At 72.6% G+C, this 13,894-nt stretch carries 12 protein-coding genes, 1 pseudogene and 1 riboswitch; of the genes and pseudogenes, 10 read left to right on the top strand and 3 right to left on the bottom strand.

Annotation, left to right across the window (positions count from 1 at the left end; genetic code table 11):
- Positions 1-83 precede the first annotated feature (83 nt).
- Together trpD and ACIBAF_RS00965 are read left to right on the top strand one after the other, a co-directional pair.
- Positions 84-1,148 carry an anthranilate phosphoribosyltransferase gene (gene trpD, locus ACIBAF_RS00970; RefSeq protein ID WP_399460961.1) on the top strand — a complete coding sequence of 355 codons (1,065 nt, stop codon included), beginning with the start codon at positions 84-86 and terminating at the stop codon, positions 1,146-1,148.
- A 74-nt stretch (positions 1,149-1,222) separates the two neighbouring features.
- Positions 1,223-1,339, top strand: a riboswitch (SAM riboswitch).
- A gap of 182 nt (positions 1,340-1,521) precedes the next feature.
- Positions 1,522-2,910, top strand: coding sequence for an aminotransferase class V-fold PLP-dependent enzyme (locus tag ACIBAF_RS00965; RefSeq protein ID WP_399460960.1), 1,389 nt, complete (start codon positions 1,522-1,524; stop codon positions 2,908-2,910).
- A gap of 232 nt (positions 2,911-3,142) precedes the next feature.
- Here the strand turns inward: ACIBAF_RS00965 and ACIBAF_RS00960 are convergent, their stop codons facing one another.
- Positions 3,143-3,424: an Lrp/AsnC family transcriptional regulator gene (locus ACIBAF_RS00960; protein WP_079662851.1), complete on the bottom strand. Its 282-nt coding sequence runs from the start codon at positions 3,422-3,424 to the stop codon at positions 3,143-3,145.
- A gap of 197 nt (positions 3,425-3,621) precedes the next feature.
- On the opposite strand from ACIBAF_RS00960, the gene ACIBAF_RS00955 reads away from it, so the two are divergent.
- On the top strand, positions 3,622-4,479 hold the full coding sequence (locus ACIBAF_RS00955; RefSeq protein ID WP_399460959.1) for an acyl-CoA dehydrogenase family protein: 858 nt from the start codon (positions 3,622-3,624) through the stop codon (positions 4,477-4,479).
- Positions 4,480-4,623: 144 nt separating this feature from the next.
- On the opposite strand, the gene ACIBAF_RS00950 is transcribed toward ACIBAF_RS00955, so the two are convergent.
- Positions 4,624-5,370 (bottom strand): rhomboid family intramembrane serine protease, encoded by a 747-nt coding sequence (locus ACIBAF_RS00950; protein WP_399460958.1) that lies wholly within the window; start codon positions 5,368-5,370, stop codon positions 4,624-4,626.
- 315 nt (positions 5,371-5,685) lie between these two features.
- Between ACIBAF_RS00950 and ACIBAF_RS00945 the strand changes: the two genes are divergently transcribed.
- From ACIBAF_RS00945 to ACIBAF_RS00920, 6 genes and pseudogenes are all read left to right on the top strand, one after another.
- Positions 5,686-5,925 (top strand): hypothetical protein, encoded by a 240-nt coding sequence (locus ACIBAF_RS00945; protein ID WP_319671884.1) that lies wholly within the window; start codon positions 5,686-5,688, stop codon positions 5,923-5,925.
- Positions 5,926-5,962: 37 nt separating this feature from the next.
- Positions 5,963-7,306: an NYN domain-containing protein gene (locus ACIBAF_RS00940; RefSeq protein ID WP_399460957.1), complete on the top strand. Its 1,344-nt coding sequence runs from the start codon at positions 5,963-5,965 to the stop codon at positions 7,304-7,306.
- Between the two features lie 212 nt (positions 7,307-7,518).
- Positions 7,519-8,559 (top strand): NlpC/P60 family protein, encoded by a 1,041-nt coding sequence (locus tag ACIBAF_RS00935; protein WP_399460956.1) that lies wholly within the window; start codon positions 7,519-7,521, stop codon positions 8,557-8,559.
- Between the two features lie 246 nt (positions 8,560-8,805).
- Positions 8,806-9,828: an NlpC/P60 family protein gene (locus ACIBAF_RS00930; protein WP_399460955.1), complete on the top strand. Its 1,023-nt coding sequence runs from the start codon at positions 8,806-8,808 to the stop codon at positions 9,826-9,828.
- Positions 9,829-9,867: 39 nt separating this feature from the next.
- Positions 9,868-11,058 (top strand): hypothetical protein, encoded by a 1,191-nt coding sequence (locus ACIBAF_RS00925; RefSeq protein ID WP_399460954.1) that lies wholly within the window; start codon positions 9,868-9,870, stop codon positions 11,056-11,058.
- 52 nt (positions 11,059-11,110) lie between these two features.
- Positions 11,111-11,296, top strand: a pseudogene (locus ACIBAF_RS00920) (MATE family efflux transporter); the annotation flags it as partial.
- 15 nt (positions 11,297-11,311) lie between these two features.
- Here the strand turns inward: ACIBAF_RS00920 and ACIBAF_RS00915 are convergent.
- Entirely contained in the window at positions 11,312-12,586 is a 1,275-nt protein-coding gene (locus ACIBAF_RS00915; RefSeq protein ID WP_399460953.1) for a glycosyltransferase 87 family protein, read from the bottom strand.
- A gap of 78 nt (positions 12,587-12,664) precedes the next feature.
- On the opposite strand from ACIBAF_RS00915, the gene ACIBAF_RS00910 reads away from it, so the two are divergent.
- Complete coding sequence (locus ACIBAF_RS00910) at positions 12,665-13,807, top strand: glycosyltransferase family 4 protein (RefSeq protein ID WP_399460952.1); 1,143 nt, start codon at positions 12,665-12,667, stop codon at positions 13,805-13,807.
- Positions 13,808-13,894: the final 87 nt, after the last annotated feature.

Raw genomic sequence — 13,894 nt, 5'->3', positions numbered from 1 at the left:
TGCCGCGCCCACGGGCTGGATAGGGTGGGGTTCACATGGGTCCGGACGACCCACGCGACGCACGACGACACACAGGAGCGGCTATGAGCGCTGTGACCCCCGCTGGAGGCGACACCGCGGCGGGCCGTTCCTGGCCCGAGGTGCTGAACGGCCTGCTGTACGGCCAGGACCAGGGCGCCGACGCCACGTTCTGGGCGCTGGACCGGATCATGCGCGGTGAGGCGACCGACGCGCAGATCGCCGGGTTCGTGGTGGCGCTGCGGGCCAAGGGCGAGACCGTCGAGGAGATCAACGGGCTCGTGCGGGCGATGTACGAGCACGCCAACCTGATCGAGGTCCCGGGCCGGACCGTCGACATCGTCGGCACGGGCGGCGACGGCGCGAAGACGGTCAACATCTCCACGATGTCGGCGATCGTCGTGGCCGGCGCGGGCGCCACGGTGGTCAAGCACGGCAACCGGGCCGCGTCCTCCGCGTCCGGCGCCTCGGACGTCCTGGAGAAGCTCGGCGTCAATCTGGAGCTGACCCCGGCGCGGGTGGCGCAGGTGGCCCAGGAGGCCGGCATCACCTTCTGCTTCGCGATCAAGTTCCATCCGGCGCTGCGTCATGTGGGCGCGGCCCGCGGCCAGTTGGGCATCCGCACGGTGTTCAACGTGCTCGGCCCGCTGACCAACCCCGCGCAGGTGCGCAGCCAGGCGGTCGGGGTGGCGGACCCGCGCATGGCGCCGGTCGTCGCGGGCGTCTTCGCCGAGCGCGGCAACTCCTCGCTGGTCTTCCGGGGCGACGACGGCCTGGACGAGCTGACCACGACGGCCACGTCCCATGTGTGGGTCGTACGCGACGGCAAGGTCTCCGAGGAGACCTTCGACCCGCGGGACGTCGGCCTCGACCTGGTCCCGGTGGAGGCGCTGCGGGGCGGGGACCCCTCGTACAACGCGGAGGTGGCCCGCCGCCTCCTGGAGGGTGAGAGGGGCCCGGTGCGGGACGCCGTGCTGCTGAACTCGGCGGCGGCGCTGGTCGCCCTCGACCCGGGCGCCGGGCCGCTGGCCGAGCAGATCCGGGCCGGCATGGACCGGGCGGCCGAGTCGATCGACTCCGGTGCCGCCAAGCGGTCCCTGGAGCGCTGGGTGGCCGCCAGCAACGCGTAGCCGTCGGTGACGCGGTCCCGCGATCCGGACACGGGTTGCGGGACCGCGATCACGTCACGTACGTTCTTGTACCAGGTCATGAGTGACAGTCATGAGGCCCCGGCCGACTGTCCGGCAACCCTCCTTCCGTGGCGGGGTGCCCCGGGTGAAGACCAGGCCGTAGGCAATGAGGTCTACGGCAAGCGCGGGCCCCTCACGCTCCTTCGAGCGAGCACAGCCCAGGGGTCCTGGGTCGTACGAGGGAGTCTTCCGTGAGCAAGCGAATGCGATAGGGCGTAGAGCCCCGCCTCCGCATCCCCCTTTCACCTTCCTCCGTGCTTGAGCCGTACCCGCTCGCACGGCGGTTCCCCCTTGCCTCTCACGGGAGTTCGCCATGTCCGTCTCCACCGCTGCCGCCGCCCAGACCCTTCGCACCGGCCTTCCGGGCGCTCTGCCCGTTCTCGGCCGGGATGTCACCGTCCCGCTCGTCACCGGCGGCGAGGTCGCCTACGCGGCGCTCGACTACGCGGCCAGCGCCCCGGCCCTCCAGCGCGTCTGGGACGACGTGGCGGCCTACGCCCCGTACTACGGCAGCGTCCACCGCGGCGCCGGCTACCTCTCCCAGCTCTCCACGGACCTCTTCGAGAACGCCCGCAGGACGGTCGCCGAGTTCCTCGACTGCCGCGCCGACGACCAGCTGATCTTCACCCGGTCCACGACGGACTCCCTCAACCTGCTGGCGCGGGCGCTCCCGGCCGACTGCCAGGTCTTCGTCTTCGAGACCGAGCACCACGCCTCGCTGCTGCCCTGGCAGGACGACCGCGTCACTTACCTCGACGCCCCGCGCACCCCGCGCCAGGCCGTCGAGACCCTGGAGCGCGCCCTCGCCGACCGGACGGTGTCCCATGAAGGGGAGCACGGCCCGGCCCTGGTGTGCGTCACCGGCGCCTCGAACGTCACCGGCGAGCTGTGGCCCGTCCGTGAGCTCGCGGCGGCGGCCCACGCCCACGGCGCCCGCATCGTCCTGGACGCCGCCCAGCTGGCCCCGCACCACCCGGTGTCGGTGCGGGACCTCGACGTCGACTGGGTCGCCTTCTCCGGCCACAAGCTGTACGCGCCCTTCGGCTCCGGCGTCCTGGCCGGCCGCGCCGACTGGCTTCTCGCGGCCGACCCGTACCTCGCGGGCGGCGGCGCCAGCCGCAAGGTCGCCCGGCGCGAGGACGGGGGAGTGGACGTGCAGTGGCACGAGAGCGCCGCCCGTCACGAGGCCGGTTCCCCGAACGTGATCGGCGCCTACTCCATCGCCTCGGCCTGCAAGGCGCTGACGGAGGCGGGCTTCGACACGCTGGTGGCCCGCGAGCAGTACCTGATCGAGAAGGTGCGGACGGGGCTGGCCGAGCTGCCGGAGGTCCGGATCCTCTCCCTCTTCGGCGACGACGCCCCGCGGGTCGGCGTGATCTCCTTCGTCGTCGAGGGCTGGAACAGCTCCCACTTCGCCGCCGCCCTCTCCGCCGAGTACGGCATCGGCGTCCGCGACGGCCTCTTCTGCGCCCACCCGCTGCTGCGCACCCTGCTCGGCAGCGACCCGCAGAGCCAGGGCGAGTGCGGCGCCCCCGAGGCGGCCCCCGGCGAGAAGTCCCTCAACGCGATCCGGGTGAGCTTCGGCGCCGGCACCCCCGACGAGCACGTGGAGCGGTTCGTCAACGCGGTGCGGGAACTGGTGGCCGACGGCGCGCGCTGGCAGTACCGCACGGAAGACGGCCGCTGCGTCCCGGCGGTCTGAGCGCTCGCTCCGCCGGAGGCGGTGCGCTGACGACCAGGCCCTGGGAGTCCAGGCCCTAGGTCGTGTCCGCAAAGTCCCGCCTGGCTCGCGACGCCCGGCACGCCCGCTCGCCGCGTTGTCGGGATCGCCCACGTACACCCGGTACGAGGGCGACCCTCCGCCTTGCGATCGCACGCACCGGACGCCGCGAGCCCTGCCCTCCGGGCAGCCGGCGCTACTTTGCGGACACGACCTAGGAGTCCAGGCCGATCGCGAACGCCGCCTCCAGGTCGTGCTGCGAGTAGGTGCGGAAGGCGACGTGCGTGTCCGTCGCCTCCACCCCGGGGATCTTGCTGATGCTGCCCGGGATGACGTCCGCCAGGTCCTCGTGCTGCTTCACCCGCACCATGGCGATCAGGTCGTAGGTCCCGGTGACGGAGAAGACCTCGCTCACGGAATCCAGCGAGGCGATCCGCTCGGCGATCTCGGGGATCCGGTCCACGCTGGTCTTGATGAGGACGATCGCGGTGATCACGGCTGGTTCTCTCCCTCGGGGGGCCGGAGCTGGGCGGGCTTCACTCTATGACGTGAGGGGTGGCTCACCAAAGGGAGAGGCGCCCCCGCCCGGCCGCCGCCGGCGGGCCGGATCCGTCAGCGGGCCGGATCCGTCAGCGGGCCAGATCCGTCAGCGATCCGCGCAGCGTCTCGCGCAGTCGCCGCATAGCCGCCCTGGTGGACTACACCACCGACGAGCAGAAGCGGCGCTGGCTGCCGGGGTTCGTCACGGGCGAGCTGATGACGGCCATCGCGATCACGGAGCCGGAGGCCGGCTCCGACGTGGCCGGCATCCGGACGGCGGCCGAACTGTCCGAGGACGGCACGCACTACGTGCTCAACGGCAGCAAGGCCTATGTGTCCGGGGGCGCCCAGGCCGATCTGGTGCTCGTCGCCTGCCGCACCGCGGCCGACGGGACCGACCGGCGCGGCGGCATGTCCCTGCTCGCCGTGGACACCCGCGCCCCGGGCGTGACGGTCGACTCGGAGCCGGCCACGCTCGGCCTGCGCTCGTCCGACATCGTCGGGATGACCTTCACGGACGTGCGCGTCCCCCTCGGCGACGTGGTGGGCGGGCCGGGCGACGCCTTCGCCTGTCTGGCCGGCATCTTCCCGCAGGAGCGGCTGGGCATCGCCGTCGGCGCGTACGCCCACGCCGCCGCGGCCGTCCGGCTCGCCACCGCCTTCGTCCGCGAGCGCACCGCCTTCGGCAAGCCCGTCGCCGCCTTCCAGAACACCAAGTTCGTGCTCGCCGACTGCAAGGTCACGGTGAACGCGCTGCAGGCGGTCGTCGACCAGGCCCTGGAGGCGTTCGACGCCGGGGAGCTGACCGCGGAGGAGGCGGCCGCGACCAAGCTGTACTGCACGGAGGCGGCGACCGGGGTGCTCGACAAGTGCCTTCAGCTGCACGGCGGTCTCGGCTTCACCATGGACCACCCGATCACCCGGCTGTACGCCGACAACAGGGCCGGCCGGATCTTCGGCGGGACCAGCGAGATCATGCGCACCATCGTCGCCAAGTCGATGGGGCTCTGACCCCGCTCGGAGGCATCCGCAGACGCGCGAGACGTAAGCGTCGGACGTGAAAGACGTAAGAGGGGAGCGGCGACGCTCCCCTCTTCGCGTGCCCCCTCTTCGCGTGCCCCCTCTTCGCATGTCCCCTCTTCGGGTGTCCGCGTCTCATCCCGCGCCGGAGTCGGGCGCCACCCGGGTGGTCCTGCGGCCGAACCGGGCCCAGGCGTAGACGAGCCCCAGGCCGAAGCCCACCAGGTGCGCCAGGTACGCCACCCCGGGCCCCTGGGCGGCCTGCCCCGCCGCCACCCACTGCAGGGCCGCCCAGAACGGCAGCACGACCCACGCCGGGAAGCGCAACGGCAGGAAGAACAGGAACGGCAGGAGACTGGTCACCCGCGCCCGGGGAAACAGATACAGAAACGCGCCGAGGACCGCGGAGATCGCCCCCGAAGCGCCGACCAGGGACTGCGACGACTCGGCGTTGGCGGCGGCGTAGCCCAGCAGGGCCAGGTAGCCGCAGCCGAGGTAGAAGAGCGTGAACTCGACGCGGCCCATCCGGTCCTCGGTCATCGCCCCGAAGACGTAGAGGAAGAGCATGTTGCCCAGCAGGTGCACCCAGCTGCCGTGGACGAAGAGCGCCGTGGCCGGAGTCAGGGCGCCGGGCGCCGAGCCCTCGAAGAGCTCGGCGGGCACGACGCCCCAGCGCCGGAAGTAGGACCGCTGCGCCGCCAGTAGCTCGTCACCGGATCCGTACGCCGGATCGAGCCCCGACGCCGGCCCGATCACGAAGATCAGACAGCACAGGGCGATCACTCCGTAGGTCACCGGCGCCGAGGGTCTGCGGAGGGCTCTGCGGACGGTCCCGCTCCAGTCACTGATCACGAACACAGAGCATGTCGTAACGGGACGCATCGGCACGGACCGCCTCGCCGCCGGGGCCCGTCGGGCGGGTCGGGTCGAAGGGGCGAGACGGCGCCTCATCGGCGCAGGTGAGCGGGGTATGGTGCGTCCGGCTGCGCGGCGGAGGACGGAGTCGGCCGGTGCGGGAGGGTGTGCCGCACCCCGCGTCTGCGACGGGATCCGCCGCACGGGCCCCGCGGACGGACGGGCGTCGAGTACCCGCCAGGCCGTAGGGTTACGAGCCATGTGAACGGGGGAGCCTCCGGCCCGACCCGGACACAGGCAGCACGACGGAAGCACCACACTAGAAGGAAGCGGAAAGTCACGATGACGGTTCCCCTGCCGACCGCCACGACGCGGTGGCGCTGCACGCTCTGCGGCAACCTCACGCGGTTCGACGTGACGCGCTCGTCGAAGGTCGTCGAGTACGTGCACCTCGACCTCGCGGGCGAGCCGAAGGTCGAGGAGCGCGAGGTGGTCGATGAGACCATCGAGTCGGTGCGGTGCCGCTGGTGCAACGCCGTGGACCAGGTGGAACTCGTGGATCGGCCGGGCGCCGGCTCCTGACGGGAGGCGGGCCCGCACAGGTATTGGGGTGTGACGGATGGTGGAGAGCGCAGGCGGGGGGCCGGGCGACGGCGCCGCCGAGATGCTCGACCGTCCGCTGCCGGACGGCGTGCGGCGCAGAGTCGTCACGATCGTCTCCGACGGCTTCGGCGGGCTGACCGTCGGCGAGCTGCCCGCCCAGTTGCGGCAGTACGCCCGGTTCGCCCCGAACCGGCGGGCCAAGTTCGCGGGCAACGCGATGGCCGCCGCACTGGAGACCGATCCGCTGTTCCGGCAACGCATCGCCGAGAAGTACAGAGAGGCCCAGCCGGAACTGTCCGGCGCGCTCGACTCCGGCTCGCCGACCCCGGCCGCGGACCCGCTCGACGTGGCGGCCGCGGCCTATGTGCTGCGGCCCACCGGCTGGGTGAAGCTGGTCACCGCGGCCGGCGAGGAGGCCCTGCGGGCCGACGCCGAACGCGCCGACGAGGAGAGCCGGGCCGAGCTGGAGCGGCTGCGCGAGGAGCTCGACCGGGCCCGTGAGCAGACCCGGGCGGACACCGAGCGGCTGCGCGCCGACCTGGACGCGGCGAAGAAGGAGGCCGAGTCGCTGCACCGAAAGCTCCGCTCGGCCCTCAGCGACGTCAAGCGCGGCGAGGCCGCGCTGCGCAAGGTGCAGGGTGAGATGGAGACGGTGCGTGCCGAGGCGCAGACCCAGGTGTCCGCCGCGGAGAGCGAGAGCCGGCGGCTGAAGGGGCGGCTCGGCGAGGTGGAGGCCACCCTGGAGGCCACCCGGCGGGCGGCGCGCGAGGGCCGCAGCGTCGAGGACATGCGGGTGCGGCTGCTGCTGGACACCGTGCTGGACGCGGCCCAGGGGCTGCGCCGGGAACTGGCGTTGCCGCCGGTGTCGGTGCGGCCGGCGGAGACCGTGGACGCGGTCGAACCGGGGCGGATGACCCCGAAGGACATCGCCGCCCGCGCCCTGTCCGAGCACGATCCGGCCATTCTCGACCAGCTCCTCGCGCTGCCCCAGGCGCATCTCGTCGTCGACGGCTACAACGTCACCAAGACCGGCTATCCGCAGATGCCCCTGGAGAAGCAGCGGCTGCGGCTGCTCGGGCAGCTCTCGCAGCTCGCCGCGCAGACCGGCGCCGAGGTCACCTGTGTCTTCGACGGGGCCGAACTCGCCGCTCCGGTGCTGCTGGCGCCGCCGCGCGGGGTGCGGGTGCTGTTCTCCAAACCGGGGGTCACGGCCGACGAGCTGATCCGCCAGCTGGTGCGGGCCGAGCCGCCCGGCCGGCCGGTCATCGTGGCCTCGACCGACCGCGAGGTGGCTGACGGGATCGCCAAGGCGGGCGCCCGGCCGGTGGCTTCCGCGGTACTTCTGAAGCGACTGTCCTGAAGGTCGAAGTTGCAGGTTTAATGACCGAATTGACGCTATCGTCACGCAACGTAGTGTCAATCGCGCATCACTGCACGTGAGTTATGCGAAAAAACTGCGTTGCGTGATGGGATTTTTTCGCCTGAGGATTTGAACTGATCACGGCGAGGTCACTAAGGTCTGGTGCTCGAACCTCCACACGGGTGATCACTCAAAAGAAGGAGCCCGTCTCCGTGGCGTCCCACCGTCGACCGAAGCAGCCCAGTCGCGCGCGCGTGACCGTGCTGACCACCGCAGCCGCCGCTGCCGTCGTGCTGAGCTCCCAGGCCGCCAACGCGGCGCCCAGCGAGAAGCTCTCCAAGGACGAGGTCAAGAGCAAGGTCGACAAGCTCTACGAAGAGGCGGAGCAGGCCACCGAGGCGTTGAACGGCGCCCAGGAGAAGCAGGAGAAGCTCCAGAAGGAGATCTCCACCATCCAGGACAACGTGGCCCGGGGGCAGGCGGATCTCAACGAGCTGCGCGACTCCATGGGCCTGGCCGCCGCCGCCCAGTACCGCACCGGGTCCATAGACTCCTCCCTGCAGCTTCTCCTCTCCTCGAACCCGGACGACTTCCTGGACAAGGCCTCGGCCGCCGACCAGTTGAGCGCCCAGCAGGTCGAGGCGCTGAAGAAGATCCAGGAGAAGCAGCGCGAGCTCGCGCAGGAGCGGACCGAGGCCTCCGCCAAGCTCAAGGACCTCGCCACCACCCGTGCCGCGCTGGGCAAGAACAAGAAGGAAGTCCAGGCCAAGCTCGCCGAGGCGCGCAAGCTCCTCAACACGCTGACGGCCAAGGAGAAGGCCGACCTCGCCGCCGCCGACGCCCGCGCCAGCCGGGACTCCGGCGGACGTGTCGACCTCGGCGACGCCCCCGTCGGCTCCGGCCGGGCCATGGCCGCCTTCCAGGCCGCGCAGAGCCAGCTCGGCAAGCCGTACCACTACGGCTCCACCGGCACCGCCATGTACGACTGCTCGGGCCTCACCTCCTGGGCCTACGCGCAGGCCGGCGTCGGCATCCCGCGGACCTCGGAGTCGCAGGCCACCATCGGCACGCGCATCTACTCGCAGAGCGACCTCAAGGTCGGCGACCTGGTGTTCTTCTTCAACGACCTGCACCACGTCGGTCTGTACGCGGGCAACGGCCAGATCATCCACGCCCCGCGCACCGGAACCGTCGTGCGCTACGAGTCGATGAGCACCATCGGCGGCCCGTTCATGTTCGGCGTCCGGGTCTGACCCCGTCCCGGGATCGGGATCAGACTCGTCCCGGGATCGGGATCTGATCAACCTCAAGATCAGGACACCACGCCGCCCGAACGGGCGAATCATGACGACGAGAAGTGACCCCACGCCCCGCCGGTGACCTGCGTCAGCGGCGGGGCGTCACTGTGCGTGCCCACCGAGGTCTTTGGTCGGCCCCCTCCCGCGGGGCTACTGTCGGCCGCGTTTCCCTGTCCACCAGTGGAAGGAGCGCGGCTTCCCGTGGGGTCCCATCGCCGCCTTGCACAGTCCGGGTTCGACCGGGGCGCCCTCAGCGCCCTGAGCGTGCTGTCCCTCGCGGCCGCCGCACTCGGCGCCGTCTCCGCCGCGCCGGCCACGGCCGCGCCCCACGACGGCACCCGCGCCGAGGTGGACCGTCTCTTCGAGGAGGCGGAGAAGGCCACCGAGGCCTACAACAAGGCCGACGAACGCGCCGACACCCTGCGCAAGCAGGTCGGCGAGGCCCAGGACCACATCGCGCGGCAGCAGGCCCGCATCAACGGCCTGCGCGAGCAGCTCGGTTCGCTGGCCGGCGCCCAGTACCGCTCCGGCGGCCTCGACCCCTCCGTGGCGCTGCTGTTCTCCGACGACCCGGAGGACTACCTCGACAAGGCGTCCGTCCTGGACCGCATCACCGCCCACCAGGCCGGTGAACTCAAGGAACTCCAGGGCGCCATGCGCGAGCTCACCCAGGAGCGCGCCGAGGCCGCCGCCAAGCTCACCGAGCTGGACAAGAGCCGCAAGGCGGTGGCGAGTCACAAGCGGACCGTGGAGCAGAAGCTCGCCAGGGCGCGGCAGTTGCTCAACTCACTGCCGTCCGCGGACCGTGCCGCGTACGACCGGGCCTCCCGCTCCGGCCGCGAGGACCTGCCCGACTTCGCGGGCGCCGTCCCGGCGTCCGGCCGTGCGGCCGCCGCCCTGGCCGCCGTCCGCTCCGCGCTCGGCAAGCCGTACGTGTGGGGCGCCAACGGCCCCTCCGGCTTCGACTGTTCGGGCCTCATGCAGTGGTCGTACGCGCAGGCCGGCGTCTCCCTGCCGCGCACCTCGCAGGCCCAGGCGCACGCCGGCCGACGCATCCCGCTGTCCCAGGCCCAGCCCGGCGACATCGTCACCTACCGCTCCGACGCCAGCCATGTCGGCATGTACGTCGGCAACGGCCAGGTCATCCACGCCCCCTATCCGGGCGCGCCGGTGCGCTACGACCCGGTCGGGATGATGCCGGTCTCGTCCGTCACCAGGCCCTGACCGCAGCCCGAGCGGGGCCGCCGCCGTACGATCGGGAGAATGGCTGGTCGAAGGCGGGCGCGCGGATCCGGGGTCCTGGGGCTCTGTCTGCTGCTCGTCTCGCTCGTCGCCTGCGGCGGGCGCCCGACGACGGACAGCGTGCGGGCCGACGTGCAGCGGGTCCTCGACCGGCGGGCCGCCGCGGTCCTCGGCCATGACGCGAGCGCCTACGCGGCCACCGGCGCCGCGGCCGGGTACGCCGCCGTGCGGGCCGTCCCGCTCGCGGCCTGGTCGTACCGCGTGACGGCCGTCCACCGGGACGGCGACTCGGCCACCGCCGACGCCGAGCTGAGCTACCGGGTCGACGGCTACGACAAGGCCCCGGTGACCACGCCCCGCACCCTGGGCCTGATCCGAGGCGCGGACGGCCGGTGGTCGGTCACCTCGGAGAAGCCCGCGAAGAAGACCGGCGAACAGCTGTGGGACCAGGGCACGGTGAACGTCGTCCGGGGCGAGCACAGCCTCGTGCTGGGGGTCGGGCAGGCCGGCGAGCGGCTGCGGTCGTTCGCGGACCTGGCCGACGACGCCGTCCCGGCGGTGTCGGCGGCCTGGGGCACCGACTGGGCCGGGCGCGTCGTCGTCCTCGTGCCGCACTCGCTGGACGGCATGGCGAGGCTGCTCGGCTCGCCCGCCTCCTCCTACCGGGGGATCGCCGCGGTGACGACGGGCGAGACGGGCGGCGGGCCGAAGGCGCCCGCGGACCGGGTGATCGTCAATCCCGACGCGTACGGCATGCTCGGCCGCGTCGGCCGGCAGGTGGTCCTCACCCACGAGACCGCCCATGTCGCCACCCGCTCCCACACCAACGCCGCCACCCCGCTGTGGCTGTCCGAGGGCTACGCCGACTGGGTCGGCTACCGCGACACCGGCCGCACCCCCGCCGAGGCCGCCCCGGAGCTCCAGCACACGGTCACCGGCGGGACCGTCCCGGCGGCGCTGCCCACCGACGGGGACTTCGGCTTCTCCGGCGACGCGAGCCGGCTGGCCGCGGCGTACGAGGGCGGCTGGCTGGCCTGCCGGATGATCGCCGGGCGCTGGGGTGAGGTGAAGCTGGACGCGTTCTACCGGGCCGTGGGCGAGCACGAGAAGCGGCCGGGGGCGGTGGAGGGCGCGCTGCAGAGCGTGCTGGGCACGACCCTGCCGCAGTTCACGGCGGACTGGCAGGCGTATCTGCGCTCTCAGCTCGGCTGACTCAGTACATCGACGGCCTCCCTGAGCCACGCCCGCTCCGCCTCGCCCGCCCCCCTGGATCATGGCCGCCTTCGGCGCCGGGCCCGGCGTGGCCCGCATCGCGCTGGGCGCGGTCTTCGAGGGAAGCGGGGGAGCACCGGTGCTGCTGCGGGTGCCCCTGCTCGGCACGGCCGTCCGACTGCCGCTGGGATACGGGCTGTCGGGGCTCGGGCTGCCGGGGGTGTGTCTGGCGCCGGCGGGCGTGGCGGGAGCGTCAGGGGGAGACGGCGGGCTCGCCGGCGCGGGCGGCCTGATCGGAGACGGGGTCGGCGGCGGTATCGGGGACAGGGGCGGTGTCGGGGACGGGGGCGGCGGGCCTCGGCGCCGTCGAGCGCCAGAGGCGTACGGCCGCGGTGAGCGTGGCGGCGACCAGGAGGCCGTTGCGCAGGACCATGAGGGTGACGCCGAAGGGGGTGCTCGTCACGACGTCCGCGAAGAAGACCGGGAACTCCAGGACCGTCACGCAGCACGCGGCCAGGACCAGGGCGGCGGGCACGGTCATCCGGCTGTCGCGGAAGCACAGGCAGACCGCCGCGAGGCCGACCAGCCAGATCAGGTACTGCGGGCTGATCACCCGGCTGGTCACCGTGAACGACAGGACCGCCGTGAAGGCCGCCTCCGCGAGGGTGTGCGCGGCGAGGCGTCGCGCCGTCAGCCGCCACAGCAGCAGCCACCCGAACGCGACCGCGGTCAGCCCCAGGGACATTTCGCTGACGACGTCCACGTACGGGCCGAGAAACTCCAGTGAGCCGTAGTGGAGCAGCACCTCGCCCCGCCAGCCGAACTGCCGGGCCGCATGGAGGGCGAGGGCGCCCAGCGACTCCACCTCGGTGCCCCGGTCGCGCTGGAAGGTGAGGAACGCGAAGGCGCCGGGCATGGCGAGGGCGAACAGGGCGGCCAGAGCGCCGACGGTCACCGCCGCCGCGCCCCACGCCCGCTTGCGCACCGCGCCCGCCAGCAGCAGCACCGGCCACACCTTCAGCAGCGCCGCGAAGCCCGTCAGCGCGCCCATCGTCCGGGGGTGGCGGGCGCCGGCGAGCAGCGCGGCGACCGCGACCGCCGTGACCATCACGTCGTAGCGGGAGTAGACGGTGGGGCCGAGCAGCGGGAGGCCCGCCGCCCACAGCCAGGCGCCGCGCACGGACCGGCCGGGGCGCAGCCCCGAGTTCAGCAGCAGCATGAGGACGGCCAGGTCGGCGAGGAAGGCCAGGACGAAGAAGGCCGACGCGTAGTCGAGGAAGGGCAGCAGCGCGGGGGAGAGGATCGCGAGGGCGGCGGCGGGCGGATACTGCCAGGTGACGTCGGCCGCCGGGAACGCGCCGGTGCGCAGGACGTCGTACCAGCCCTGGTAGATGACCGAGACGTCGACGGTGACGTCCGGGCCGGGGAAGAGGAACACCTTGAAGACGCAGAGCAGCAGGGCGAGCCGGGTCACGCCCCAGGTCGTCAGCAGACCCGTCAGGGGCCGCGTCGCGTCCGTCGTCTCCATGGCGCACATGATCTCCCGCCGGCCTGTGAGCCGCCGCCCCGCGCAGCTGTGAACGGCGTTTGGATAAGGTCGGCTGCGATGCACAAGACCCTGATCGTGACGAACGACTTTCCGCCCCGCCCGGGCGGTATCCAGGCGTTCCTGCACAACATGGCGCTCCGGCTCGACCCGGACCGTCTCGTCGTCTACGCCTCCACCTGGAAGCGCTCGCGCGAGGGCGTCGAGGCGATGGCCGCCTTCGACGCCGAGCAGCCCTTCACCGTCGTACGGGATTCCACGACGATGCTGCTGCCGACGCCCGGGGCGAGTCGGCGGGCCGTCGGGCTGCTGCGCGAGCACGGGTGCACGTCGGTGTGGTTCGGGGCGGCCGCGCCGCTCGGGCTGATGGCGCCGGCGCTGCGCAGGGCGGGCGCCGAGCGGCTGGTGGCGACGACGCACGGGCATGAGGCCGGATGGGCGCAGCTGCCCGCCTCCCGGCAGCTTCTCGGCCGGATCGGCGAGGCCACGGACACGATCACCTACCTCGGCGAGTACACGCGTTCGCGGATAGCGGCCGCGCTGAGCGCCGAGGCGGCCGGCCGGATGGTGCAGCTGCCGCCGGGCGTCGACGAGAAGACCTTCCACCCGGGCTCGGGCGGCGACGAGGTGCGGGCGCGGCTCGGGCTGACCGACCGGCCGGTGGTCGTGTGCGTCTCACGGCTGGTGCCGCGCAAGGGGCAGGACACGCTGATCCTCGCCATGCCCCGGATCCTGGCGGCCGAGCCCGAGACGGTCCTGCTGATCGTCGGCGGCGGCCCGTACGACAAGGACCTGCGCAGGCTCGCGCACGAGACGGGGGTGGCGGACTCCGTGCGGTTCACCGGGTCCGTGCCCTGGTCGCAGCTGCCCGCGCACTACGGCGCCGGGGACGTCTTCGCGATGCCGTGCCGGACGCGGCGGGGCGGACTGGACGTCGAGGGCCTCGGGATCGTCTACCTGGAGGCCTCGGCGACCGGGCTGCCGGTCGTCGCCGGGGACTCCGGAGGCGCGCCCGACGCCGTGCTCGACGGGGAGACGGGGTGGGTCGTGCGGGGCGGCTCGCCCGCCGAGGCCGCCGAGCGGATCGTCGTGCTGCTCGGGGACGCCGAACTGCGCCGCCGGATGGGGGAGCGGGGGCGGCAGTGGGTCGAGGAGAAGTGGCGCTGGGACCTGCTCGCGGAGAAGCTGAGAACATTGCTCTAGACTTTTCTCCTTTTGCTCTAGGCGGAGGGTGAAAATCCGCTGATGCTGCGCACATGACAGCCAAACTGATGCAGCGTCAGCTGACGA

The sequence above is a fragment of the Streptomyces sp. NPDC051677 genome (assembly GCF_044453465.1).
In the GTDB taxonomy this organism is placed as follows: Bacteria; Actinomycetota; Actinomycetes; order Streptomycetales; family Streptomycetaceae; genus Streptomyces.
The sequence above is the reverse complement of the archived record's forward strand: the minus strand, read 5'-3'. Positions and strand labels throughout refer to the sequence as shown.

Excerpts from the sequence above, each read along its gene's own strand:
- trpD (WP_399460961.1), top strand. The coding sequence starts at position 84 with ATGAGCGCTGTGACCCCCGCTGGAGGCGACACCGCGGCGGGCCGTTCC.
- ACIBAF_RS00965 (WP_399460960.1), top strand. The coding sequence starts at position 1,522 with ATGTCCGTCTCCACCGCTGCCGCCGCCCAGACCCTTCGCACCGGCCTT.
- ACIBAF_RS00950 (WP_399460958.1), bottom strand. The coding sequence starts at position 5,370 with ATGCGTCCCGTTACGACATGCTCTGTGTTCGTGATCAGTGACTGGAGC.
- ACIBAF_RS00945 (WP_319671884.1), top strand. The coding sequence starts at position 5,686 with ATGACGGTTCCCCTGCCGACCGCCACGACGCGGTGGCGCTGCACGCTC.
- ACIBAF_RS00940 (WP_399460957.1), top strand. The coding sequence starts at position 5,963 with ATGGTGGAGAGCGCAGGCGGGGGGCCGGGCGACGGCGCCGCCGAGATG.
- ACIBAF_RS00925 (WP_399460954.1), top strand. The coding sequence starts at position 9,868 with ATGGCTGGTCGAAGGCGGGCGCGCGGATCCGGGGTCCTGGGGCTCTGT.
- ACIBAF_RS00915 (WP_399460953.1), bottom strand. The coding sequence starts at position 12,586 with ATGGAGACGACGGACGCGACGCGGCCCCTGACGGGTCTGCTGACGACC.
- ACIBAF_RS00910 (WP_399460952.1), top strand. The coding sequence starts at position 12,665 with ATGCACAAGACCCTGATCGTGACGAACGACTTTCCGCCCCGCCCGGGC.